General features: G+C 35.7%; 24 protein-coding genes. 9 read left to right on the top strand and 15 right to left on the bottom strand.

Features of this window, described 5'->3' with window-relative positions:
* Nucleotides 1–12: 12 nt before the first annotated feature.
* Both PMI13_RS08845 and PMI13_RS08840 read right to left on the bottom strand, forming a co-directional pair.
* Entirely contained in the window at nucleotides 13–495 is a 483-nt protein-coding gene (locus PMI13_RS08845) for a hypothetical protein (RefSeq protein WP_007842852.1), read from the bottom strand.
* 35 nt (nucleotides 496–530) lie between these two features.
* Nucleotides 531–917 carry a hypothetical protein gene (locus PMI13_RS08840; protein WP_007842850.1) on the bottom strand — a complete coding sequence of 129 codons (387 nt, stop codon included), beginning with the start codon at nucleotides 915–917 and terminating at the stop codon, nucleotides 531–533.
* Between the two features lie 89 nt (nucleotides 918–1,006).
* Here PMI13_RS08840 and PMI13_RS08835 point away from each other — a divergent pair, with 89 nt between their 5' ends.
* Nucleotides 1,007–2,509 (top strand): carbon-nitrogen hydrolase family protein, encoded by a 1,503-nt coding sequence (locus PMI13_RS08835; protein ID WP_007842848.1) that lies wholly within the window; start codon nucleotides 1,007–1,009, stop codon nucleotides 2,507–2,509.
* Between the two features lie 61 nt (nucleotides 2,510–2,570).
* On the opposite strand, the gene PMI13_RS21310 is transcribed toward PMI13_RS08835, so the two are convergent.
* The gene (locus PMI13_RS21310; RefSeq protein ID WP_007842847.1) at nucleotides 2,571–2,729 is read right to left on the bottom strand and encodes a bacteriocin-like protein; all 159 of its coding nucleotides are present in this window, start codon (nucleotides 2,727–2,729) and stop codon (nucleotides 2,571–2,573) included.
* A 147-nt stretch (nucleotides 2,730–2,876) separates the two neighbouring features.
* Between PMI13_RS21310 and PMI13_RS08830 the strand changes: the two genes are divergently transcribed.
* From PMI13_RS08830 to PMI13_RS08820, 3 genes are all read left to right on the top strand, one after another.
* Nucleotides 2,877–4,556 carry an ABC1 kinase family protein gene (locus PMI13_RS08830; protein WP_007842845.1) on the top strand — a complete coding sequence of 560 codons (1,680 nt, stop codon included), beginning with the start codon at nucleotides 2,877–2,879 and terminating at the stop codon, nucleotides 4,554–4,556.
* A 208-nt stretch (nucleotides 4,557–4,764) separates the two neighbouring features.
* Nucleotides 4,765–5,268 carry a hypothetical protein gene (locus PMI13_RS08825; RefSeq protein ID WP_007842842.1) on the top strand — a complete coding sequence of 168 codons (504 nt, stop codon included), beginning with the start codon at nucleotides 4,765–4,767 and terminating at the stop codon, nucleotides 5,266–5,268.
* Nucleotides 5,269–5,285: 17 nt separating this feature from the next.
* The gene (locus tag PMI13_RS08820; RefSeq protein ID WP_007842841.1) at nucleotides 5,286–6,638 is read left to right on the top strand and encodes a DEAD/DEAH box helicase; all 1,353 of its coding nucleotides are present in this window, start codon (nucleotides 5,286–5,288) and stop codon (nucleotides 6,636–6,638) included.
* Nucleotides 6,639–6,789: 151 nt separating this feature from the next.
* Here PMI13_RS08820 and PMI13_RS08815 read toward each other — a convergent pair whose 3' ends face one another.
* The 6 genes from PMI13_RS08815 to PMI13_RS08790 form a co-directional block, all read right to left on the bottom strand.
* Nucleotides 6,790–7,446: a GDSL-type esterase/lipase family protein gene (locus tag PMI13_RS08815; RefSeq protein WP_007842839.1), complete on the bottom strand. Its 657-nt coding sequence runs from the start codon at nucleotides 7,444–7,446 to the stop codon at nucleotides 6,790–6,792.
* 73 nt (nucleotides 7,447–7,519) lie between these two features.
* On the bottom strand, nucleotides 7,520–7,981 hold the full coding sequence (locus PMI13_RS08810) for a lipocalin-like domain-containing protein (protein WP_007842838.1): 462 nt from the start codon (nucleotides 7,979–7,981) through the stop codon (nucleotides 7,520–7,522).
* A gap of 218 nt (nucleotides 7,982–8,199) precedes the next feature.
* The gene (locus PMI13_RS08805) at nucleotides 8,200–9,363 is read right to left on the bottom strand and encodes an iron-containing alcohol dehydrogenase (RefSeq protein ID WP_007842837.1); all 1,164 of its coding nucleotides are present in this window, start codon (nucleotides 9,361–9,363) and stop codon (nucleotides 8,200–8,202) included.
* Nucleotides 9,364–9,474: 111 nt separating this feature from the next.
* Complete coding sequence (locus tag PMI13_RS08800; protein ID WP_007842836.1) at nucleotides 9,475–10,425, bottom strand: hypothetical protein; 951 nt, start codon at nucleotides 10,423–10,425, stop codon at nucleotides 9,475–9,477.
* Nucleotides 10,426–10,512: 87 nt separating this feature from the next.
* A complete protein-coding gene (locus PMI13_RS08795) occupies nucleotides 10,513–11,055 on the bottom strand; it encodes a helix-turn-helix domain-containing protein (protein WP_007842834.1) in 543 nt (180 codons plus the stop codon).
* Between the two features lie 62 nt (nucleotides 11,056–11,117).
* Entirely contained in the window at nucleotides 11,118–11,732 is a 615-nt protein-coding gene (locus PMI13_RS08790) for a hypothetical protein (protein ID WP_007842832.1), read from the bottom strand.
* Between the two features lie 224 nt (nucleotides 11,733–11,956).
* Here PMI13_RS08790 and PMI13_RS08785 point away from each other — a divergent pair, with 224 nt between their 5' ends.
* Nucleotides 11,957–14,491, top strand: a complete 2,535-nt coding sequence (locus tag PMI13_RS08785) for a phosphoenolpyruvate carboxylase (protein ID WP_007842827.1) — start codon at nucleotides 11,957–11,959, stop codon at nucleotides 14,489–14,491.
* A gap of 514 nt (nucleotides 14,492–15,005) precedes the next feature.
* On the opposite strand, the gene PMI13_RS08780 is transcribed toward PMI13_RS08785, so the two are convergent.
* Nucleotides 15,006–16,610 carry a S8/S53 family peptidase gene (locus PMI13_RS08780; protein WP_007842825.1) on the bottom strand — a complete coding sequence of 535 codons (1,605 nt, stop codon included), beginning with the start codon at nucleotides 16,608–16,610 and terminating at the stop codon, nucleotides 15,006–15,008.
* Nucleotides 16,611–16,696: 86 nt separating this feature from the next.
* Between PMI13_RS08780 and PMI13_RS08775 the strand changes: the two genes are divergently transcribed.
* The 4 genes from PMI13_RS08775 to PMI13_RS08760 all read left to right on the top strand — a co-directional run bounded on the left by PMI13_RS08775 (nucleotide 16,697) and on the right by PMI13_RS08760 (nucleotide 19,833).
* Complete coding sequence (locus PMI13_RS08775) at nucleotides 16,697–17,821, top strand: DegT/DnrJ/EryC1/StrS family aminotransferase (RefSeq protein WP_034669997.1); 1,125 nt, start codon at nucleotides 16,697–16,699, stop codon at nucleotides 17,819–17,821.
* Entirely contained in the window at nucleotides 17,822–18,232 is a 411-nt protein-coding gene (locus PMI13_RS08770) for a hypothetical protein (protein ID WP_007842821.1), read from the top strand.
* Nucleotides 18,233–18,250: 18 nt separating this feature from the next.
* Nucleotides 18,251–19,270, top strand: coding sequence for a UDP-glucose 4-epimerase GalE (galE, locus tag PMI13_RS08765; RefSeq protein WP_007842819.1), 1,020 nt, complete (start codon nucleotides 18,251–18,253; stop codon nucleotides 19,268–19,270).
* A 116-nt stretch (nucleotides 19,271–19,386) separates the two neighbouring features.
* Entirely contained in the window at nucleotides 19,387–19,833 is a 447-nt protein-coding gene (locus PMI13_RS08760) for an adenylyltransferase/cytidyltransferase family protein (protein ID WP_007842818.1), read from the top strand.
* A 48-nt stretch (nucleotides 19,834–19,881) separates the two neighbouring features.
* Here PMI13_RS08760 and PMI13_RS08755 read toward each other — a convergent pair whose 3' ends face one another.
* The 5 genes from PMI13_RS08755 to pnuC form a co-directional block, all read right to left on the bottom strand.
* Nucleotides 19,882–22,464: a TonB-dependent receptor domain-containing protein gene (locus tag PMI13_RS08755; protein ID WP_007842816.1), complete on the bottom strand. Its 2,583-nt coding sequence runs from the start codon at nucleotides 22,462–22,464 to the stop codon at nucleotides 19,882–19,884.
* A 168-nt stretch (nucleotides 22,465–22,632) separates the two neighbouring features.
* Nucleotides 22,633–23,658 (bottom strand): endolytic transglycosylase MltG, encoded by a 1,026-nt coding sequence (gene mltG / locus PMI13_RS08750; RefSeq protein WP_007842814.1) that lies wholly within the window; start codon nucleotides 23,656–23,658, stop codon nucleotides 22,633–22,635.
* A gap of 29 nt (nucleotides 23,659–23,687) precedes the next feature.
* Nucleotides 23,688–24,455 carry a diaminopimelate epimerase gene (gene dapF / locus PMI13_RS08745; protein ID WP_007842812.1) on the bottom strand — a complete coding sequence of 256 codons (768 nt, stop codon included), beginning with the start codon at nucleotides 24,453–24,455 and terminating at the stop codon, nucleotides 23,688–23,690.
* A gap of 89 nt (nucleotides 24,456–24,544) precedes the next feature.
* Nucleotides 24,545–25,201: a hypothetical protein gene (locus PMI13_RS08740; protein ID WP_007842809.1), complete on the bottom strand. Its 657-nt coding sequence runs from the start codon at nucleotides 25,199–25,201 to the stop codon at nucleotides 24,545–24,547.
* A complete protein-coding gene (gene pnuC, locus PMI13_RS08735; protein WP_007842802.1) occupies nucleotides 25,198–25,875 on the bottom strand; it encodes a nicotinamide riboside transporter PnuC in 678 nt (225 codons plus the stop codon). Before pnuC ends, PMI13_RS08740 begins: the two co-directional genes overlap by 4 nt.
* Nucleotides 25,876–25,973 lie beyond the last annotated feature (98 nt).

Here is a 25,973-nt window from a genome sequence, read left to right as displayed (position 1 = left end):
AGGGGCAGTCCGTTATGGGCAGGATTTTATTTTTTCCAAAACATACTCCAGATAATTAAATGAACTCATAAATTCCCATTTCTCATCCACTAAAAACTGTTCAGCCGTACCAATAAAATCTTGCCTGTCCGGCCACATTGAAATATTTCGGATATCAATATTCATGATGTTGAAGGAATATAATTTCTCTTTTTCATCAGAAGTTAATAAGTTGATAAATAAATAGTTTTCGGGTAGATCTATCAAATTCTTACTGATATCGCAGATCCTGTTTTCAGGTTTTATCTTAAACATTACTTTTTCCATAAAACCTAAAGCTTTATTGCCGGAAGAATGCTTTTTAAGACAGGAATAATGAATTCCCGCATCATTAAAAAGATATAGCGGATCTTTTGTATTTGATATGAATGCCGGAAACATAACAATATTCTGGTGATCATACAAAATAGTATGGCAGATGGGGCATTCAGATTGATTTTGTATAATAATGGCCATGAATTTACAGTTCTTCTCTTTATAAGTGGGTATTTTTATCTTACATTATAGAAATAAAAATCTTCAGCAGAAAAGGCTTCCGGATTTCCCATATAATCAAAATAAGTAGTATAAATATCCTCATCTATTGATAAGCACTGATCATATAATGTGTTGACGATAATATACTGTATATGACTAAAGTTGTTCAAAATAGAGTGGATTTGCGATGAATATTTGCTTTCCAGGAAGATAATGGGATAATTTAAATAAATATATCCTATCACTTTTTTCTCCGAACTTAAAGTAGCAAATTTTTCCGCATATATTTCAATGTCAACCTGATAATCAATTGATAAAGCGTTTACTACCGGTTCGAAATCATTGTGTTTCCAATTGGTATTTGAAGTGACTGCCTTTTGTATGCTTTCGGTGATATCCATTATTAAATTTATTAAAAGATTACGGAAAGTACTTTCCTTGGGGAATTTAAGTTAAATTTTTTCCCTAAATTTAAGTAAAATTACATCACATGCAAATAGAAACGAGACCCCTGACGGTTCAGGATTATGATGAACTGGTAGTAACAATGAAGCGTGCGTACCCACAAATGTCAGAATCGATTTGGTCTAAAAAAAGCATCGAAAAACTTACCAAAATATTCCCTAAAGGCCAGATCTGCATCACGGTAGACGGTAAACTGGCTGCTGTAGCCCTGTCCATTATTGTGAATTATGATGATTTCGGGGATGATCATACCTATGTGGATATTACCGGAAATTATACCTTCAATACCCATCTTTCAACAGGAAATGTCCTTTACGGAATTGAGGTCTTTGTAGATCCCGAGTTCCGTGAACTGCGTCTGGGAAGAAGATTATATGATGCCAGAAAAGAATTATGTGAGCTTCTTAATCTCAAATCCATTATCCTCGGCGGCAGGATTCCGAATTATCATAAATACAGTGATGAGCTTTCCCCGAGAGAATACATCCGCAGAGTCAGAGACAAGGAAATTTATGATCCCGTACTGTCATTTCAGCTTTCCAATAACTTCCTTCCGATAAAAATCCTTAAAAAGTACCTTCCTGAAGACGAATCATCGTTGGAAAATGCCGTTTTGCTCCAATGGAACAATATTTATTACAGCAAAAAACCGAATACAATGCAGGATAGTATCATCCGTTTGGGGTTGGTACAATGGCAAATGAGGCATTTCAAAAATATTGATGCCTTCTACGAACAGGTTGAGTTTTTTGTAAACGTAATGGGGGATTATAAATCAGATTTTGTACTGTTCCCTGAACTCTTCAATACACCTTTATTGGCACCATTCAATAAGCTTTCGGAAAGGGATAGTATGATTGAGCTGGCTAAACTTTCAGAACAGATCAAAAACAGGATTTCAGAATTGGCGATCAGCTACAATGTCAATATCATTTCCGGAAGTATGCCGGTTTTTGAAAATAATGATCTGTATAACGTAAGCTATCTGCTCCATCGTGATGGCCGGATCGATGAATACCGGAAAATCCATATTACCCCTAATGAAAGGAAATATTACGGAATGAAAGGCGGAAGTGAGATCAGAGTATTTGATACCGATTGCGGGAAAATAGGTCTGGTAATTTGCTATGATGTAGAGTTTCCAGAGCTTCCGAGGATTTTAGCGGACCAGGGGATGAAGATCCTGTTTGTGCCTTATCTTACCGATACCCAGAACGCTTATATGAGAGTACGACATTGTGCAGCGGCAAGGGCTATAGAAAATGAATGCTATGTAGCCATTGCCGGTTGCGTGGGAAACCTGCCTGGAGTTAATAATATGGATATTCAGTTTGGTCAGGCTGCTGTCTTTACACCATCTGATTTTGCTTTTCCGTCCAATGCGGTAAAAGGTGAAGCAACCCCGAACACAGAAATGACTTTAATTGTGGATGTGGATTTAAACTTATTAAAAGATCTTCACTACAACGGTTCTGTTCAGATTTTGAAAGACAGGCGGAATGATCTGTATGAAACTTATCTTAAATAAATAAAAAAACAGAATGTAAAAGTGCATTCTGTTTTTTATTTTGTCAAATAGCAGGCAACTATTAAGCATATTGCGGACAAACCACAGCCGGGCAGATCAGCCTTGGACATCTTGGTCTTCCGTCAGTAGGGCAACATTCGTTTGAACAGTTAAGAACTATTCCGCCACCTGAAACATTTTTTAATTCTTCTCTTGAAAGTTTTTTAAGTAAATTTTTCATTTTATAATATTTTTTGGTTGATAATATTAGATAAAGATAAAAAAATCTTACGAATGAAAACTACATGTAACCCGTTTTTATACGGTTATTTTAATTATCAGTAAAAGAACTTTTTATTCCGTCAATAAAACAGGATAGGAATAATTTTTGAAGTACATTGCAACTACTTATTTTTATAATATGTTTGACAAGCAACAGAGAAAACTGAAAAGATCTGCCAGGCTGATTTCCGTATTGAGTAAATATGGCTTTAAAGATATGCTGGCAAGAATGAATAGCGGTAAGCAGGAAGAAATTGCGGGGAATTCTGATGAAATTATTTCAAAAGGAACAGTGTATGAACGGATCAGACTGGTTTTGGAAGAGCTGGGACCAACATTTGTGAAACTGGGACAGACTTTTAGTAACAGGGAAGATTTATTGCCACCGGAATTGGTTCAGGAGCTACAGAAACTTCAGGATAAAGTAGATATGGTGGATATGAATGTAGAGGAAATTCTGGAAAATGAATTCAATATTTCTGTTAAAGACCATTTTATTGAAATTCAGAAAAAGCCTCTGGCAACAGCTTCGATAGCCCAGGTGTATAAAGCAACTCTGCTGAACGGAGATGAAGTGATTTTAAAAATTAAAAAAGCGGATGTACAAACCGTGATCGAAGATGATCTTCTTTTAATTAAAGATCTTGAAAAGCTGGTTTCTTCCTATTCAGAAATAGGAGATAAACTCAACCTGAAACAGGCGATTTCCACCTTTGAAAAATCTTTGCTTGAAGAGGTTTCTTTGATCAATGAAAAAAATAATATCCTGCAGTTTGCACGGAATTTTAAAAACAATAAAGAAACCTACGTTCCGAAGATTTACGAAGAATTTTCCAATAATAATGTTCTTTGTATGGAATTTATAGACGGAATAAAAGTGACGGATAAACCTGAACTTTTAGCCAATGATATTGATCCTGTGAAGGTTTCGGAAGCAGGATTGTGCTTGTTTGTTTCCCAGATTTTAGATTACGGGTTTTTTCATGCAGATCCGCATGCCGGGAATATTCTGGTTAAAAAAAACGGAAAGGTGGTATTTATTGATTTTGGGGCAGTAGGGAAAATCCAGCCGAACGATAAAGAAATTCTTGAAAGCCTGATTGTAAGCTTCGTTGCTAAAAATGCGCATAAAATTGTAAGATCACTCAAGAAAATGGCGATAAGCTATGAAATTCCGGATGAAAGAAGATTTGAAAACGATGTGGAAGATATTCTGAATTTTGTTCACAGTTCCTCATTAAAAGATATTCATCCCCAGGAGATCATTAATAAAATGAAAGATGTCTTAAAAGATAACCGACTGCATATGCCAGATTATTTTTATCTTTTATTTAAAGGAATTGGCCTGATAGAAGGGGTTGGTCGTACCATCAATCCGGATCTGGATATTGTTAAAAGCCTTAATCCGTACACCAAAAAAATATTCACCAAAAAAATAAGCCCGAAGAATATTTTAAAAACCGGGATGGACCGTATGATGAGCTTCACGGATAATGTAGATGAAATTCCTAAAGAGCTCAGGTCTGTCTTACAAAAACTGGATGAAAATAAATTCACTGTTTCAAGTGAAATTAAAAATATCGAAAAGACCAATCAGCTTATTAAATCAAGTGTGGTCAATTTAATTCTTGCCATGATTTTAGGGGCAAATATAGTGGCAACAGCAATTGTTTTTGTTTCAGAAGCCGGCCCGAGAATCGGAGAGATGTCTTTGGTGGCTGTTTTAGGATTTATCTTTTCAATACTTTTAGTTTTAGTACTTTTATTAAGAATTACCAGGAAATAACAGTTGATTGCTTATTATCACCAGAAATAAACAGTTTCTTTGTCATTCCGCAGGAATCTCGGTTTCGTTATTTAATCTATTCATTACATAGATTCTGCGGAATGACGAAGATTCGTGAACATTGGAAAATCTTTGATTTTCTTGCAGCTTAAAAACAGCACAAAAAATCAACTTGCGTCTTTACGATTGCTAATTAAAAAAAACTCATATGAAAATACTCATATCATCCGTCTTAATATTCTGCAGTTTTCTCATTTTTGCACAGGAAAATAGTGGGGTTTTGGGAGACTACGACGGGAACGGAACAAAAGAATATGCTTATTCCAAAGTAAGCGATTGCAGTGATGAATGTGACGGGAAGTGCGAAACAACTATCTATTTCAGTGATAAAAATATAAAATCATTTACAATTGCACCTGCCAATAACGGAAGCTTATACAATCTTAAAGATTTGAATGGTGACGGAAAAGATGATCTGGGGTTTTACCCAAACTGGTGTACAAGCTGCTGGCATCCGTTTTATGCCTATACCTATGGGAAAAATGGGTGGAAACCTTTGATAGAACCTATTTCTACCCATTGTTCTCAGTGGGAAGAAGAAAAATTTCCAATTGAAAAGGATCCGGAAAAAAAAGGAAACGTAATCATTACAACCAGCAAATGGCTTGATGATGACATTAAAATAATCAGCCAAAGTGTAAAGATTAATTAAATACCTATCTTTGCAAAATGGAAAAACTCACCTTTGCAGATTTTGAACTGCCGGTTAAAATTCTTGATGTTTTAGCGGATCTGGAATTGTTCGAACCCACACCTATCCAGGAGAAAAGTATAAAGCCTATACTTTCCGGAAGAGATGTGATGGGAATTGCACAAACAGGAACCGGGAAAACATTAGCGTACCTTTTACCCGTTCTTAAAACCTGGAAATATAACAAAAACGGAAATCCTACAGTGCTCGTTTTAGTTCCGACAAGAGAATTGGTCGTTCAGGTAACGGAAATTGTAGAGAAATTAACGGAAAATATTACTGCAAGAGTAATCGGAATTTATGGGGGTAAAAATATCAATACCCAGAAACTTTTGTTCAATGACGGTTGTGATATCCTGATAGGAACTCCGGGAAGGGTGATGGATTTAGCAATTGACAATGCAATCTCCCTGAAGGAAATCCAAAAGCTGATCATTGATGAATTTGATGAAATGCTTAATTTAGGTTTCAGGCCACAGCTGACCCATATTTTTGAAATGATGAAAGAGAAAAGACAGAACATTCTTTTCTCGGCAACAATGACAGAAGCGGTAGATGAAATGCTGGACGAATATTTTGCAAGTCCCGTAGAGATTTCACTGGCCAAATCCGGAACTCCACTTGAAAAGATAGAACAGACCGCTTATAAAGTTGAAAACTTCAATACTAAAATCAACCTGCTTGAACATTTATTGAAAAATGAGACAGACATGTCCAAAGTACTCATCTTCAATAATAATAAAAAGCATGCAGATCTGTTGTTTACAAAAATTGATGAGCTCTTCCCGGATCAGTTTGATGTAATCCACTCTAATAAATCCCAGAATTACAGGCTTAAAGCAATGAAAAGCTTTGAAAATGAGGAAATCAGAGGATTGATCACTACAGACGTTATGGCAAGAGGTCTGGATATTTCAGATATTACCCATGTTATCAATTTTGAAACCCCTGATGTTCCTGAACAGTATATTCACAGGATCGGTAGAACGGGTAGGGCAGACAAAGACGGTAAAGCAATCACTTTTGTTACGAAAAAAGAAGAGCCTCTGATCTTAGACATTGAACTGTTGATGGATAAAGAGCTGAAATTTATTGGTTTCCCGGAAGAAGTAAAAATAAATCCTAATAAAATAGCTTCCGAAAAAGATGAAGTGGTCATGAAAAACCCGGCACAGGTAAAACTGAACGAAGGTGGCGGAGCGTTCCATGATAAAAAGGATAAAAATAAAAAAGAAAACTGGGGTGGCCCGTCAAAAAGAAAGGCACCTAAAAAGTTTGGAGCCAACAGGGCACAACAAAAAGCGATTTCAAAATCTAAAAGAAAGAAATAATAAAAAACTTCATCTCTGAGATGAAGTTTTTTATTATTGCCTGGCCTGGTGGTTTACCTGGTGACTTAGAGGCTCCATATATCTGTGACAGAGACTTCATACCTAGTGAGTCTTTTTATCTGGTGGCTGAGGTTCTCGAAGCCACCAGACATCATTTCATATAAGGCCTCATTACTTTCGTCCAGACCTTATAGCCTTCAGCATTGGTATGAAGCATATCTTCCAGAAAAAGGTCTTTTCGTATATTTCCGTTAGCATCTTCCATGGCTTTGGTAATATCTATGAATTCCGTATTAGGTTCTTTTTTCATAAAAGCAGCAATTTTTTTATTGGTCTGCTTCATCTGTGGCCATAGCTTCTCTCTGCTCGGCGAATATTTGATAGAAATATAATCAACTTCTATATCAGGAAATTTTTCCCGGATTTTTCTGTAAAGGGTTTTATATCTTTCCACAACTGCTTTCGCTTTTAGCTGGTGATTATCAGCGAAGTCATTATCACCGCAGTAGATAATAATCTGCTTCGGTTGATAAGGATTCAGTAAATCTTCGGCATAATAATTAAGGTCGATTAATCTTGAGCCTCCAAAACCTCTGTTGATGATGGTTTTATCAGGGAAATAGGCAGCAACATCCGTCCATTTGGTAAAAGAAGAGCTCCCGATTAAAAGGATGGCATCTTTTGGAGGTGGGGTTTCCTGATCAATTTTTTTGAAATTTTGAATGTCCTGCCAGAACATCGGTTTGTTTTCCTGTGAAAAAAACAGGGCATAAGCCAGCAATAAGAATGCTGATAAGATCTTCTTCATTTTTTAATAATTTTTAGTTAATTAAAACCTTCTCATAAAAAAAACTCCCGAAGGTTTTCCGGGAGTCTGGTTTTTATCTTTTGTAAGAAATATAGTTGATGTCGATCACCTGGTCTCCATCTACGTCTATATTGCCAAACGTTTGCATTAATCTTAATTCTGTGCTGTTAAGAATGACCACCTTATACTTTCTTTCATTGTCATTATTGTATTTGATGACAAGATCTTTACTTTCGGTATCATAAGTGAAAGTGCCTTCAGTTTTGCTGTTGAGCTGGCAATCAGCCCCCACACCTGCATATGCCGTATATGATGTATAATAATCAGTTCTGAACTCAGTTATATTTTTTGCACTACATCCTGAAGGAGTATCAGAAGTTATTACAGTTTTATTGTCTTTTCCGGAAATAATTTCTGTTTTATTAGTCTTCCAGGCTCCCTTCATCATATCTACTTCATAAGCTTGTATATTATCATCTTCACAAGAAGTAAGCGCTAGTGCTGAAAAGGCAAATAAAAGTAATTGTTTTTTCATTTTTACAAATTTAGAATATGCTAAAATATAAATAAATTTGAAATATTTATAATGAAATTAATGTTTTTTAAACGAATGTTTATAAATAATAGAATTTTTTGTAAAAGGTTAGAAGTTGAAGGAACTGTTTTAAGATTTAAGCATTAAAATTACTTGAAAATTTTAATTTCACCCCTTTTAATAATCCCTTCAATCTTCAATCCAGAACTTTGACTTATTTAATAGCTCATCTCCACAATCTTATAAGCATCCTGCGGAGTCAGGTTTTTATGCTCACCCAAGCCCAGCCAGTTTCTGTCTGTAAACGCTTTTTCAACCCTTTCAGCAGTTCCTTTGTAATCTTCCGTATATTCTGAAAGCCTGGTCTGGATATTTAAGCTGTGGAAAAACGCTTCCATTTTACTGATCCCGGCTTCTGCCTTTTCTTCTACTGTTCCTTCTGTGATTCCCCATACCCTTTCAGCGTATTGCGCTAGTTTTCCTTTTTTGGTTTCAAAATTATAGCGGTAATGGGACGGGGCAATGATGGCCAATGTTCTTGCATGATCAATTCCGTAATAAGCCGTTAATTCGTGGCCCATAGCATGAACTGCCCAGTCTGTGATCACTCCTTTCTGAATAAGCCCGTTTAAAGCCATCGTACAGCACCACATGAAATTCCCTGCCGCATCATAATCAAAATCATCAGCCAAAACTTTAGGAGCGGTTTCCTGTAAACTGATTAAAATACTTTCAGCAATTCTTTCCTGCAGATCAGCAGACGAAGGTGCTGTCATATACTGTTCTAAAACATGGGTGTAGGCATCGGTAAGTCCGTTTACAACCTGGTTTTTAGGAATAGATCTTACAACTTCCGGATCCAGAACGGAAAACTGCGGGAAAAGCCCCGGACCGCCTGAAGATAATTTTTCATTCGTTTCCCTTCTTGAGATCACATATCCGGAATTCATTTCAGAACCCGTTGCGGGAAGCGTTAAAATACTTCCGAAAGGCATTCCTTCCCCTTCAAAAGTTCTTACAGGTTTTTTAAGGATTTCCCAAGGCTCACCATCATAATTAGCTGCAGCAGAAAGGAATTTTGTTCCGTCAATTACAGAACCTCCTCCAACAGCCAAAAGAAAAGTGATATTTTTTTCTTTGATAAACTGTAAAGTATTGATTAAAACCTCATATTCAGGATTGGCAGGAATTCCACCAAATTCATAGAGCTCATGGTCTTTCAAAGCCTCTTTTACCTGGTCATAGACACCATTGTTTTTGATGCTTCCGCCACCGTAAATCATTAATATTTTAGCATCCTGAGGAATTTCATTTGAAATTTTAGCAATTTCACCTTTTCCGAAAAGTATTTTAGTTGGATTTTTAAACTCGAAATTAAGCATTGTCTTACTTTTTTAGTATGCCAAATGTACGTAATGCAAAAGAAAAAATGAGTTAAGAAAGTTTTAAAATTCTTATGATTGTTTTTAATGTAAACTATCGAATTTATATGGTTATTTTGAATGTTTGACTTCGCTTTCTTTTATCATAAATTTTTCACGCTTACAGTCTAAAATGAGAATGTGATTAATAAAGATTTTATTTCCAAGCATTCCTTTCATTCCTGAGCTTTTCATTAAAAAATTCTGCATTTTTGAGGTCCCTTCTATATACGTTACTTCGGAAAGCTTCAGTATAGAGCTGCCCATTTCAATCTTTTGATGGGCAGCTGATGATTTTATGGATAAAGTATTTCCCCAGGAGTTTCCTTTTTCAGATTTTATATGACTGTTTGAGAGCCTGTATTGGTCCCAGCTTTCCTTATTGGTAATCAATTCATAGCCACTGGTTCCCGAATCAAACATCAGTTTTAGTTTTTCATTTCCTATTTTTGCAGGAAGTAATATTTTTCGCTTTTTAAATTCAAAACCGGAAAATCCTTTTTCATCAATCCTATCTGTAAATGAGCAGGTATGATCTTTAAAATTTAAAATGATGATTCTTTTTTCTAGCAGATCATTTCCGATAGTTCCGATAATGTTGACCGCTTCGGGATTTTCCGTATCAGCAGAATCTCCATGATTGATCAATTGGAAACCGGATGAAGAAACTTCCATTTTATTGAGTTTAAAACTTGAAAAAATGTTTTTTAAATTACTTTTAGGCGAAATTTTTTCATGGATTGATTGTAAAGAATTTGTGTAGAAAACTGTTGTTGGCGAGCCGGTATCCAATTGCATATAAAATACCTGGCTGATCCCTTTTAACCGAACCGGAAGCAATAAAGCCGAATACAGATTGTCACCATCTGCGACCCATTTTACAGGAATATTTTCTGAAATTCCTGAGACAATGAGGGTATTGGGTGGTGGTGTAAATTTTTTATCAAAATAGACATATCCTCCGGCGGATAAAACAATGAAAATAATTAATAAAGTAAATGCAATTTTTCTGAAAGTTTTCATTCCTTTTTTTTCTGCAAGATTCGGAATTGAAAGTATTATAATAAGAAAAAAGCTTACGACAATCTTACGTCAATGATATGACAGGTTTTATAAAATACTGTTTTTCAGTTTTATCTGTAAATCTGAGCTTTTGTTTAAACTGAATCCATTTTTAAAAATAATATAGATATTGATGAAAAAAAGACCAATTAAAAAGTAAATAAAAAGCGGAGTTTTTATAGAGGTCAGTTTTTGAATGAACGGACTTGCTATCATTGAAATACTCAATGCAGCGGACCAGATAATCTGGATGCTTAAAATATTTCTTCCCATTTCTTTTACTTTTGAATCTTTACTTCTGTAGATTAAAACAGCAGGGAAAATAATATTTCCTAAGGGCAAAATAATAAATGTAAGAGCTGAAATATTGATCAGTTTTACACGATTGATATCTATGCTCTGTTTTTCCGGAACGAAAAGATTTTCGGGGTCTGTTTCCAGGGTTTTGGCCAGGGATTTCAAAGTAAAACCTTTCGGGATATTTCCCGCTTCAATCCTTTGGATGGTTCTTAATGAAAGTCCGGATTTTTCCGCAAGTTCAGCCTGAGTCAGATTTTTATTTTCTCTAAATAATTGAACTTTGTTTTTCATTTTTCCGAATTTAAGGATTATCTAAATATATTTTAAATCAAAAGTGATAAATAGAAAGATATTTACTGGGCTAAATTATTGCAGTCATCACTTTTAAAGTAAATTCCGTTACTTTTACTTCCCAGCTTTCCGGTTTTTCTGTTGATCTTTATCAGAAAAGATTCTTTCATTACCGGACAGCTCTTGGATTTTAGGGCATATAAGGAAATATAACGGTCTTCAATTTTGTATGAGCCGGTATACCTATTCGTTGTATCAATCGAAAAGCCGTTGATTTTAGCAATAAGAAGCGCTTCAGGAAGATTGTCCACGAATCCGATAAAATTTTTCAATTGTTTTTCAGAGGTCAGAGATTCAGGGGTATTGTTATGACAGATAAGAATATACGAAAAGCAGTTTTCGGTCTGGCATTCCCTGAAAAAGCCTTCACTTGGGGAAGATTCATCAATACCTGCCATATTTTCGGGTCTCTGGCTGTCATAGATCAGTTCAGGTTCCGGCTTATCGCCCGGGCGGCGCACCTGCCAGTAATCGTATTTTTTATCCGGGATCATAAACGGGTATGAAAAATCAGCAGAATCTAATATATCCGGGATTTTTTTATAATCGTCAGGAACTCTGATCTGCGCAAAGAACAGGTTAGACATGATCAGCGGAAAAGCGACGATTATTCTCATAAAAGAAAGTGTTTCAGACAAATTTACGAAATGAAGACATTAGATACTGACTTTTGTGACTGATTATTAATGAGAATTATTCAAAAAGATAACTTTAGTCATTTTTTATAAACTTTTTTATCCTTTGATATTTTCTGCCATCTTTTTTCTGTCATCGGGAATAAGTAATCATTTTTTAATAAAAACAGAACGGATTTAAAAACTAAATCTCCTACATTTGTTCTATGATACACGACCAACGCGCAGAAAAATTCAGGCAGATCGTGGAAAATAAGTTCCAGATCTACAATTCATTATTTATGAGCCTGCCTTATGATAAAATGACGAATATCGGGATGCTCCTTCCGTTTTTGTATGAAGAAAGTAAAAATGGCTATGATGCCGGAAAAACCCCGGAACTGATCGTAGAAGATTTCTTTAAAAGCCATACTGATTTACAGACGGAAGAGCAGAAGCTGGAACTTCTTTTTAAAATCATTCAGTATATCGAAAGACAGGTGGTTTTGTTTGACAGTATTGAAGATGCTGCCTTTCCGAGTCTGCACTCTGAAAGCGATAACGGTACCGTTACCAATCTTTTTGAACGTTCGGTTCAGGATCATAAACTGGAAAAAGTACGTGAGAAGCTGAAAGATTTTACCGTGAAAGTAGTTTTCACGGCACACCCGACCCAGTTTTATCCGAGCTCTGTACAAAGGATCATCCAGGACCTGAGAAGTGCAATTACCACAGATTCTGTCACGAATATTGACATGCTGTTGCAGCAGTTGGGAAAAACACCTTTTGTGAACAAAGAAAAACCCACTCCTATTGATGAGGCTCTAAGTATTATTTCCTATTTGAGATATGTGTATTACGATACAATTGGAGAGCTGTTTACCAAAATTAAAAAGACATTTGGGAACGGCCATTTTCACCTGCATGAAGATATTATCCAGCTTGGTTTCTGGCCGGGTGGCGACAGAGACGGAAACCCTTTTGTAACTGCTGATGTGACCAGAAGAGTAGCCGAAGAACTTCGTTCAGCGATTTTAAAATCCTATTACAGCCATTTGAAGTTTATCAGAAGAAGGCTGAGCTTCAGGGGAGTTTCAGAAGTTTTGAATCAATTGAATGATGAATTGTATACTGCCATTTTCAATAATCAGAAAATGACAGCTGAAGATATTCTTAAAAAAGCGGATGAAGCAGAACATATCCTGATCAGTCAGCATAACTCGTTATTTTTAGATCTGTTGGTGAATTTTAAAGACCGGGTTAAGATTTTCGGAACCCACTTTGCAACATTGGATATTCGCCAGGACAGCAGGATTCATCAGAAAGTTATTGATGAGGTTTTTGAAAAAGTGTATGGAAATACAGAAGCGGATCACGAAGAAAAATTCAATAAGCTGATTCATATTTCAGGTAAAATAAGTCCGGATGATTTTGAAGATATTGTAAAAGATACTTTGTTAACGGTTTCCCAGGTTTCTGAAATCCAGCAGCTGAACGGATCAAGAGGAATGAACCGCTATATTATTTCCAATTCTGATGCCGTGAAAGATGTAATGAATGTATATGCATTCTTTAAAATTTGCGGTTACCGGGATGAAGAGATCCATATGGATATTGTGCCGCTTTTTGAAACCATGGAAGGTCTTGATAACGCTGAAAATGTAATGAAGGAGCTGTATCAGAATCCTGTTTATAAAAAACATCTGGAAAGGAGAGGAAATCAGCAGACCATTATGTTGGGGTTCTCTGACGGAACGAAAGACGGAGGCTATTTAAAAGCCAACTGGGAAATTTATAAAGCTAAAGAAATCCTGACAAAGCTTTCCGAAGAAAACGGAATCAGGGTGGTATTTTTTGACGGCAGAGGCGGCCCACCGGCAAGAGGCGGAGGGAAAACCCACGATTTCTATGCTTCACAGGGAAATACAATCGCCAATAATAAAATCGAGTTGACTATTCAGGGGCAGACGATTACCAGTATTTTCGGAAATAAGGAGCAGGCAAAATACAATTTCGAGCAGCTACTGACTGCTGGAGTTGAGAATGATGTATTCAAAAATTCTAAAAAAGATTTAACTGAAAAAGAAAGAAAGCTGATCATTGAATTGGCTGATATCAGCTATAAAAAATATTCGGATCTAAAAGCTCACCAGATGTTCGTTCCCTATCTTCAGGAGATGAGTACGCTTGAATATTATGGTAAAACAAATATAGGTAGCCGTCCTTCAAAACGGGGAAATGGGAATGAACTGAAATTTGAAGATTTAAGAGCTATCCCATTTGTTGGATCATGGTCACAGCTGAAACAAAACGTTCCGGGGTTCTTCGGATTTGGTTTTGCCATGCAGGAAATGAAAAAGCAGGGCAGGTTTGAAGAAGTGAAAGAATTATATAAAGGTTCCGATTTCTTTAAAACTTTAGTTTTAAACTCAATGATGAGCATGAACAAGTCTTATTTCCCGTTAACCTACTACATTAAGAATAACCCGAAATTCGGTGAGTTCTGGAATGTTCTTTTTGATGAATATAATCTTTCCAGAGACATTATGCTTGAATTAACAGGGTTTACAATGCTTCAGGAAGAAGATCCGCTTTCAAGAAAGTCTGTGAAAATCCGTGAGAAGATTGTATTGCCGCTATTGAGTATTCAGCAGTATGCTTTAATGAAGATCCTGAAAGGAGAAGGAAATAAGGAAGCTTATGAAAAACTCGTGACACGTTCTCTGTTTGGAAATATTAATGCGAGCAGGAACTCAGCGTAAAATTCAAAACACTGAACCATTAAGATGATTTAAGAACTTAAGATAATTAAGCTTTAAGAAATAATTAGTTGTTCAGTGTTTGTCATTCAGAATGGAGCAGAAGTGGAGTGAAGAAATCACAATAATACAAAGAATTCAAGCTATAAAGCATTATCTAGACTCCTACGGAATGAAAGGTGATGGATAATTGAAAATCTTTGATTTTCTTGCGTCTTAAAAAAACAAAGAATCCTCACACAACCTTGCGCCTTCGCGATTAACCAGAATACAGTATTCGCAAAGATGTAAACTTTAAAACAGCAACAGAAGATGTCAGGATTTTTATTTTCAATAAAAATTGATGCTGTAATAATGAATAATGAATAAAAACATCTATTGATCTTAGTCTTTGTCATTCCGCAGGAATCTCAGTCCTGTATTTAAATTATTCATCATTTGATTACTTATGAAATGATAATCTGTACAGGTACCGGGGTTCTAAAAACAAAAACCTTCCGATCCGGAAGGCTTTATTTTATTCTTTTATAAATTTCTCATAATAAACTTTATCCTTCGTCCGAATTTTCAGATAATAAGTTCCCTTCGCAAAATCTTCAACTTTCACGGATCTCTGATTGGCATTTTTCACAATCAGCCTTCCCAGGTTATCGTAGATCTCCAGAGATAAAACATCGTTTTCAGAAGCAATATTTAAAATGTTTTTAACAGGATTGGGAAAGATGCTTACTTTTTTCTCTTTCACTATTTCGGATGTACTTAAGGTCGTGTTATAAAAATTTCCGAAATTAAGGATACCATATCCCATCTGATCGGTATGATTAGGATATAATGATGCAGTCTGTCTCAGCCTGGTTCTCATGGCATCCCTGTTCATGGTAGAGAAAGCCTGGATCAGACAGGCTACACCGCCTGCAGCAACCGGGGTGGCAATGGAAGTACCGCTTACGGTAGTTGTGGCATTGCCGTTAACGGTAACGGTATTTGATCCTCTTGTACTGCCATCAGGTTTTATAACCCCTAAAGAATTAGGTCCGAAAGATGAAAATGCTGATGAAATTCCGGCAGAATCTACAGATCCTATGGTGAAAACTTTGGTATTATCTGCAGGAGTAAGGATGTAATGCCATGTTTGATTTCCGAAATTACCTGCAGCAAACAATACAAAAATTCCTTTATTGACAGCGATTTCCGAAGCTCTTGCTATGAAAGAAGTGCTTCCGTCCAGATTTGCGTAGGTATAATTATATTTCGGATCATCAAATTGAGCATACCCTAAAGAGGTTGTAATAAGATCAACTCCTTTTCTGTCTGCTTCTTCAGCAGCTTCAATCCAGTAAAGCTCTTCCTCAGGAATTTCTACCGTGGTATTTTCACTCCGGTAAAGATAAAAATCGGCATCTGGAGCAGCGCCCACAAAAGTATCCTGAATGTATCCGCCGATAGCACCCAGAACAACAGAGCCGTGCCCGTTCAGGGTAGTATTATAAATATCATTGCTTTTCGTAACAAAGTCATAGCCGGCTTTAATCTGGTTATTAGTCCATAACCGGGTATAAGCCGAACCTGTATTTACCGTTGGAAACCCGGTGTCGATAACAGCAATGGAAACACCTGTTCCTGTATATCCGGCAAGATGAAGCGGCCTTAAATTGATCTGGTCAATCTGCTCAGCTCCGGAACCGTAATTGAAAGTGGTTAAGTTTTTATGGGTATCAGATGGGTTTTCCCATTTGTTGAAATTTCCGGCTTTTGTCCCCGATGAAGAATTTTTAGCAAAACTTTCTACAGTCTGCACATAGGTCTGTGACTGGAGGGTTACGATTTGTGCTGGGGTAGCATTCACGGCAACCCCGTTTAGCCATTTGGAATAATCGGTTACCGTAAAACCCAGATTCTGAATATTCTGAATGTAAGACTGCTCAATCGGAGCATCCTGGTCATTCAATGAAATTCCGAGTGAAATCCTTCTGTTTAACGATTTTTGAGAGAGTTCAGACAATGGATTGGCATAAAAAGAAGCTTTGTTCGGTTTATCTTTGAAAAACACAAAAACAAGGGATGTTTGTGCCGAAACTGCTGAATAACCCGTTAAGAGACAAAAGAGTAAAATTCTTTTCATGTATTTATTTTTCATAAAGATAAAACAAAATCAATAAAATTTTTGACAGGATATTAAAATCCTTATTTTTACAGAAATATTTGTTTATGAAAAAAATTCAGATGGTTGACTTACAAAGTCAGTATTACAAGATAAAGAATGATGTAGATAATGCGGTTTTAAATGTAATGGATTCTGCGGCTTTTATCAATGGGCCGGAAGTAAAGTCTTTCCAGAACGAATTGGAATCTTATTTGGACGTGAAACACGTTATTCCTTGTGCCAACGGTACAGATGCACTACAGATTGCATTGATGTCCCTTGATCTTAAAGAAGGGGATGAGGTTATTACTGCTGATTTCACATTTGCAGCAACGGTAGAAGTTATTCATTTATTAAAACTGAAATCGGTTCTGGTAGATGTAGATTATGATACATTCACGATTTCGACGGAAGAAATCAAAAAAGCGATCACTTCAAGGACTAAAGCGATCATTCCTGTACATATCTTCGGACAGTGTGCCAATATGGAGGAAATCCTGAAAATTGCAGAGGAACATAATTTATATGTCATTGAAGACAACGCACAGGCCATTGGTTCCGATTATACTTTTTCAGACGGGACAGTAAAGCAGGCCGGAACAATGTCTACTGTGGGAACCACTTCATTTTTTCCGTCTAAAAACTTAGGTTGCTACGGTGACGGTGGTGCTATTTTTACCAATAATGATGAACTGGCGCACCGTTTAAGAGGAATTGTAAACCACGGAATGTATGAAAGGTATTATCATGATGAAGTAGGGGTAAACTCCCGTTTAGACAGTATTCAGGCCGCTATTTTAAGAAAAAAACTTCCGAACCTTGATTCTTATAATGAAGCCAGAAGAAAAGCTGCTGATTACTATGATGAAGCTTTTGCAGGCCATGAAAATATTCTGACTCCGAAAAGAGCAGAAAATTCAACCCACGTATTTCACCAGTATACTTTGAGAATTTTAAACGGGAAACGTAATGAATTGCAGAAATTCTTAACTGAAAAAGAAATCCCTGCAATGATTTATTATCCTGTGGCTTTGAGGAAACAGAAAGCTTATTTCCAGGAAAGCAATGATGCTGATTTTGTGAATACGGATAGGCTTCTGGACCAGGTGATTTCATTACCGATGCACACGGAACTGGATGAAGAGCAGCTGAAGTATATCACGGATGCTGTGCTTGAGTTTATGGGATAAATGGAAAAGAAAATATTTGAAAAAAAGGTAGTTTATTATTTAGCTGTAACAATCAGTTTTATATTTTGTCTTGTCTCAATATTTTCTACCCTTTCATTATTTAATGATTTTAGTTTATTAAAATTACTATTTGTTTCTCTAGGTATAATTATTAATTTATTTGCATTTATTAATTTAATTGAGAAATATAACAAAGCTATTTTATTTCTTAATTTGAGTTTATGCTTTTATATGATTTTCTCTGGAGGAGTAACATTAATGAACATTTTAACTTACGGATTATCTTTTAATTATAATTCTTTTAAGTTTTTGGTACTATTTATTATAACGCTTATCGTTGTAAATAAATATAAAATAAAAAAGAATAAAGCCGAATATGAAATAGAAAACATAGGACAAAACGAAGAATAAAAAATTTATTACTAAAAAATGGCAATACTCGTTACGGGAGGTCTTGGATACATTGGGTCACACACCGTTGTGGAGCTTCTGAATAACAGCTTTGAAGTGGTTATTGTAGATGATTTATCCAATTCAGAAAAATTTATTTTAAAAAATATAGAAGAAATTACAGGTAAAAAGCCTGTTTTTTATCCCTTTGATTTAAAAAGGAAAGAGCTTCTTGCCCAGGTTTTTGATGCTCATCAGATTGATGGGTGTATCAATTTTGCGGCCTCTAAAGCTGTCGGTGAAAGTCAGGAGAAGCCGGTTGATTATTATGAGAACAACCTGTTTTCACTGATCAATGTACTTAAAGAATTTAAAGAAAGAAATATCTCTAATTTTATTTTCAGTTCATCCTGTACAGTATACGGGCAGGCAGAAACGATGCCGATTGATGAAGATACGCCTTTGAAAATGCCTGAAAGTGTTTATGGCAAAACCAAACAGATGGGGGAAGAAATTCTGAAAGATTTTGCCAATGCTTATAAGGCAAAAATTTCTTTGCTGAGGTATTTTAACCCTATTGGCGCGCATCCTTCAGCAAAATTAGGGGAATTACCGGTAGGAGTTCCGAATAATCTGGTTCCCTATGTAATGCAGACAGCCGCAGGGATTCGTGAAAAATTGAGTATCTGGGGTGATGATTACCCTACAGAAGACGGTACTCCGGTGCGGGATTATATTTATGTGGTAGATCTGGCCAAGGCTCATGTTGCTGCCTTGAAGAAATTAATAGGAGATGAATCAACAGGTACCGTTATTGATATTTATAATCTTGGGACAGGGAAGGGTTCTTCAGTCCTGGAAGTGGTAAAAGCATTTGAAGTAGCCAATGATGTGAGCGTTCCTTACCAGATTTGTGCGAGAAGGGAAGGAGATATAACGGTAGCTTATGCGAATGCTGACAAAGCTGAAAAAGAGCTCCATTGGAAATCGGAGACCTCTCTCGAAGAATCATTGAGAACAGTCTGGGAATGGCAGAAATACCTGAATTCCAGAAACTGATTCTTAACGAACAGAAATGCTTAAGGAGAAAAAAATTTAAAATAACAGAACACGATCTGAATATTGCTTTTTAAACTTTAAAAGTAATATTTTAGAAGATTTAAATACGTATTGATATGAAAACACAGAAAATCGGGATTACTTTTTCCTCTTTTGATTTACTTCATGCCGGGCATATTAAAATGCTTGAAGAAGCTAAAACAGTTTGCGATTATTTAATCGTAGGCCTGCAGATTGATCCCTCTCATGACCGTCCCAACAAAAATAAGCCTACACAGACCATTGTAGAAAGATATATCCAGTTGAAAGCTGTAAATGCCGTAGATGAAATTATCCCTTATTATACAGAACAGGACCTGGAAGACATTCTGAAATCTTTTGTAATTGATGTAAGGATCATTGGCGATGACTACATGGACAGGGATTTTACGGGAAAAAAATACTGTGAAGAAAAAGGAATCGAAATCTACTACAATAAAAGAGACCACCGTTTTTCTTCCAGCGACCTAAGAAAAAGGATCTATGAAGCGGAGAAAACTAAAGTTTCTGAAGTTGTAAAATAAAAAAATCCCGAAAAATATTTTTCGGGATTTTTTGTGTCTTTTATTTTGTTACATCGGGCCACCCTGCTCATCTCCGCCGGTGTCATTCGCGTTAATATCTTTCTTCTTTTTAGGTTGTTCTATCTTTTCACCCTGCTTAAATCTGTAAGTTAGGGAGATCGAGAATTGTCTTGGCTGCCATTGCATAAAGTTACGACGGGTATAGTCGCTGTTATAGCTGAAAACTTCTCTGCTTCTGGTATTGAATATATCTTGAATATTAAATGAGATTGTCCCATCACCTTTCCAGATCGTTTTAGATGCTCCAAGATTTAATGCATACATATCCTGAGTATCTTGGCTCGCAGTCTTTTGAGCCCCTCTATAAAATCCTTGTAATTGAACACTAAGGGTTTTGTCAAGTTTAAATGTAGTATTTAAACGGGCTCTTGTTGAAAACCCGTCACCGGTAAAATCCATTGAACCGACTTTATTATTTCCTTCTGCATCTTTTGCAGTATAATAGGCAATACCTGTAGTTTTATAACCAAACATATCTAAGCTCCCCATTATTTTTAACCAGCTAAAAGGATCATAAGTAAAGTTAAGGTCTAAACCATAACGGTCATCATTTCCTAAATTAATAGGTTTTGTATAGAAAACATTTTCACTTTCGTCAGGTCTGTAGACAAGCATTTTAGTATCTTCAGTTGCATGCCTGTAATAAAGAGTAGGATTGATCGTAAACTTCTTTCTTGAAATACTATAACCCACTTCATATGAATCTACATAAGACGGATTCAGATCAATGTTTCCCTCAAAAATATTCTGGCTATTGCTGTAATTTGGAAAAGGAACCATAAAGAATGATCTGGGTCTGTCTATTCTACGAGAATAATTTACCAGGATCTGATTATCTTTTGATAATTCATAGCTTAAGAATACACTTGGAAATAAATTATTATAGTTTTTTGTTTTATTAATTGGTTGAAAATTTGGATCTAAATTGTCATAATTAATTTTAACAGTCGATAATTCATCTCTTAACCCTAATTGATATCCAAGATTTCCTACTTTGCTTTTAAACTGTAAATAGAATGCATTGAACATTTCTTTATACACGGTAGTGTTATTATAGCTTGGAATAAATTGATTGTTTGATGTACTGCTTACAAAGTTATTATAATCATTATTATTTATATCCAATCTGTACCCTGCTTCTATTTTAGATTGTTCACCGATCGGAAGTTCATAATCTGCTTTTCCAATGATGTTTTTATTTAGAGACTCTCTTCGGGTAATATCTTGCAAGACAGGAACAGAATCTTGTGTTTCAAGAATGGTAGAGTTATTATTACTTCTGTTTCTCTGTAAACTTAAAGATAAAGATAGGTTTTGGCCTTTATCATCAAATTTATGGTCTAGACCTATATCTCCCTGGAATGCTAGATTGTTATTTCTGCCTTCAGAATCTCTTTGTACAAAAGATTGTTTTGGATCCCAAACTTTTGAACCCATGTTAAACCTGTAAAAATCATTATATGTGTTTAATAGTTCTCTACTATCACCGTCAAAAGTCCTTACAACACCAGATAGGTTTATTGATGTTTTGTCCGAAATATCATATGCAAAACCAGCACTTACATTATAGTTATTGTTGTAACTTTTATTTGTCGAATTTTGCAGTTGATATTTTTGTATATCTTTTGGTTGTTCTGTTTGTGTTGCCGGGATGTTAGGAAAAACAATATTATTATATGTCGTTTCAGTATCATTTTTACTCTTGTTTTCAGAGTAGCCGCCACCGCCGTTCAAAAACCATGTCCATTTGTTTTTTCTCCAGCTTAGGTTAGTATTAAGGTTTGTTCTTGGTAAATATCCTAAGGTTCCTGTTACATTTCCGTTGAATCCAACTTTTTTATTCTTTTTAAGGATAATATTCAAAATACCTGAAGTACCTGATGCTTCAAATTTAGAAGAAGGATTTGTAATCACTTCAATTCTTTCAATCTGATCGGCAGGAATACTTTGCAATGCATTAGCACCATCATCAATACCTAAAAGAGCAGATGGCTTTCCATTGATCAAAAACTTAACATTCGTACTACCTCTCATAGAAACCGTTCCATCTGTGTCTACTGAAACTGAAGGAACATTCGATAAAACATCCTGTAAATTACCACCTTTACTTACAATATCCTGTGACGGATCGTAAGTTCTTTTATCCAATTCTACCTTATAAGGTTTCGCCTGTACTGTAATCGTTACGCCCTGGATATCCTGGGTTTTAAGATTGGTAGTGGTTTTTTCCGGCTCAATCGATAAAGCCCCGATATTTCCTGCAGCAGTAATCTGCTTATTAACCAAACTTTTCTTGTAATCGATTGCTTCAACCGTGATATCATAATTTCCGGGAGCAAGATCCAGCTTGTACTGGCCTTTTTCATCGGTAAGAGTAGCATCACTGAATAATTTATTGGCCTTATTGCTAAATGTAACTGATGCATAAGGAACAGGCTGGTTGTTTTTGCTGACAACCGATCCTGAAATACCTACCTTCTCCTGAGCAAAAGCAAACGCTGCCGCCGAAAGTACAAAAGTAAGCCCTAAGGTTTTTTTTGTGAAAATGTTAATGATTTCCGTCTGATTCATAAGGTATTTTTTGTGTAAAATCGTGAAAGGATAACTCCTAATATTATGAAATTGTTAATGCTTTAAATTTCAAAATATTACGATTAATTTATTATTTATAGTATATATGTCGCGTTTAAATACTAAATGTTAATTATCAGATTGTTAAAATAAAGTTAAATTTATTTTTTATTTTATATTTTTTGAATTGAGCCAGTCCTGGTAAGCTTTTGCATTGATGGCATGCTCCTCAGCACTTGCTGTGAATTTGTGATATCCAAACCTTGCAGGATCAGCACACATGAATATATAGTTGTTGTTTTCTGCATTTAAGACTGCATCCACAGAATTTTTATCTACAATACATATCGGCCCCGGTGGAATCCCTGCATTGGCATAAGTATTATACGGTGAAGGTGTGGAAAGGTGCTTATAAAAAACCCTTTTGATCGGTTCTTTAAAATTTGTCTGCTTATTGATTGCATAGATGACCGTTGGGTCGGACTGTAATTTCATTCCTTTTCTGTATCGGTTTAAATATAATCCTGCGATCGTTCTCATTTCATCTTTCTTTCCTCCCGATTCTTTATAAACAATAGAAGCTAATGCATAAATCTGATCTCTTGTAAGACCGGATTTCTGCTCTTCATTTTTTCTTTCGGCAGTCCAGAAGCTATTATATTGATCATCGAATTTTTTGAAAAATTCCTTAGGTGTTACCGTCCAGAAAAAATTATAACTGTCTATGAAGAAATATTTTTTCAGATCTTCTGCATTTTTATAGCCTTTTTCGGTGGCAATTCCATTAAGGTCATTAACAAACTGTAACGAATCAAGCTCTGTTTTTTTAGTTACTTTTCCCACCATCTGATATATATCTCCAAAATCCCCGATCCTGAAAGTATTCTCGGTCTGATTTCCGGCTTTGATCATATTGACAAGGTTGGTATTCCCCGTTCCTTTCTGAAAGTGATAACGCCCGGCTTTAAAAGACTGCTCGAGGCCTTTATCTTTTGCCACAGTTTCAAATGATTCTTTGTTCTTGACATACGGGGCAATAGAATCCAGGATCTGTTTGAAGCCTGCATGATGAGGAATCAGAACATATCCTTCTTTTTCTACATTATTACCGTAATAGGTATTGTAAAATCTCAAGCCAAAAAATCCTGCCACTATGACAATAAGCAGTACGATAATGAGAATAGCTTTTTTCATTATTTAAAAATTGATTAAAAGTTTTCTGTTTAAACTAAGTCTACCTTACCTCTGAAGACTTGTTTTGCGGGACCTTCCAGCCAGATATTTTGGAATGAATCTCCATTCTTTTCCGCATATACTTTAAGGTTTCCGCCCAACGTTTTAACTTTTACGGAGATTAGATTGTTATTTTGCAGAAAAGTTAAAGCTGAAGCTGTAACTCCTGTTCCGCAGCTGAAAGTTTCATCTTCAACGCCTCGTTCATAGGTTCTTACGAAAATTTCATCATCCGTAATTTTTTCAACAAAATTGACGTTAATGCCATTTTCTTTATAATTTTCAGAATTTCTGATGCTGTTACCCTGTGCAAAAACATTGTAATTAACCAAATCTTCCACATATTTTACATAATGCGGAGATCCTGTGTTCATTACCGTATCATTTCCGTCGGCAGATATGGTGCTGACATCAATCATTTTTAATTTGATGATTCCGTTGTGAATTTCGGCCTCATGTTCGCCGTCAATAGCAATAAATCTACATTTATCCTCAAAAATATCCAGGAAAAAGGCAAATGCCACAAGGCATCTTCCTCCGTTTCCACACATGGTGCTTTCACCGCCATCTGAGTTGTAATACACCATTTTGAAATCATAATGGTCGTCATTTTCCAATAAAATAAGACCGTCTGCACCAATCCCAAAACGTCTGTCACAAAGCTTTTCAATAATCTCTTTGTTTTTCGGAAACTGTAAATCCCGGTTATCAATCATAACAAAATCGTTTCCTGTGCCCTGATATTTATAAAATTCCATGTTTTTCTCTAAAAAATTGACTTGCAAAATTACTAATATTTAAAAGAAAAACGAACAGTGTGAACTGTTCGTTTTGTTATTTAGAATGATTATTTTCTGAATCCGCTGCCAGAGCCGGAAGAATTGTTCTGTTGGGTATTCTGTGGTGTATTTCTGAATCCACTTCCGGAGTTTCCGGAATTATTATTGGAATTCCCTGAAGAATTATTGTTTCTGAATCCACTACCATTATTGTTGTTTTGGGGCCTTTGGTTGTTCTGTTGCGGAGCCGGAGTTCTGTATCCGCTTCCCTGGTTATTCTGGTTCCTGTTGGAATTTGAATTGGAATTTCTGAAGCCTCCGTTATTACTTCTGTTATTAGACCTGTTGTTATAACTATTGTTATTATAATTACTGTTGTTGTAGTTACTGTTATTGGTCGAAGTATTACGAAGTCCGTTAGCCGGTCTCTGAGAAACAGTCTCTCTTCTTTCTACATATACTTTTCTACGGTTATTTCCACTATTTCCATAATAGTAATAAGGAACACCATTGTCATAATAATAATTGACATCATTTCTGTAATAGTAACCATCGTTACCCCAATAGCCTCCGCTTCCGTAATAACCTTGCGGAGCATAATAATATCCGTTGTTATAATACGGATCTCCGTAACCATTATTTGCATATCCGTCTGAATATGCAAGACAGGATGTTAAACTAGCTATAGTGAAAATACTGAACGCTATTTTTAATAAATTTTTCATGATCTTATTGACTTTTTTTCTTTAAAACTTTTTTTCCAATTGACGTATCCTATGATCGCCATTATAGTAAATACCAAATATTGAACCGAAGTGATTCCAAGACCCTTAAAAATCATCATAGGCATGCAGATAAAATCACCGATGATCCAGAAAATCCAGTTCTCAATGCGCTGTTTGGCCATAAACCACATTCCTACTAAAAAAATAGAAGTGGTAAAAACATCCAGCCAATTTGCCCAATCAAGATGATACAACCCCAGACTTGTTCCTTCCATTGAGAAATGATTGTCAATATAAGGTTTGTAATAATATATAAGGGTAACTAATAATAAGCTGATGATAAAAAGAAAACTTGCAAACATCCATTCTTTCCTGCTTGCCCAGGTGACCTCTACATGTACATGGTCCTCAGAATTTTTGGCCCACAGGATCCAGCCGTAAATACTCATCGCTGTATAATAGACGTTGATCATACAATCACCCAATAATCCGAAATTGAAAAGTATGTAAACATATATTAAAGTAGAAACGATACCGGTAGGATAGACCCAGATGTTTTTTTTAATAGAGAAGTAAACACTCAGGATTCCGAAGAAAGTTCCGGAGGCTTCCAGCAGAATTTGTAAATCGGTATAGGTCTCATACGGTTTTACGAAAAGATCGTATAAATTCATGTGATCAAAAATAAATAAAAATTCAGACATCTGAAAATGATCTTGAAGACTTACCCTTTTTCAAACAGTTGATAAATATAAAATATTCTCTAATTGAT

The sequence above is a fragment of the Chryseobacterium populi genome (genome assembly GCF_000282115.1).
Taxonomy (GTDB): domain Bacteria; phylum Bacteroidota; class Bacteroidia; order Flavobacteriales; family Weeksellaceae; genus Chryseobacterium; species Chryseobacterium populi.
Note: the sequence above shows the minus strand (reverse complement) of the source record. Positions and strands in the feature narration are given on the sequence as shown.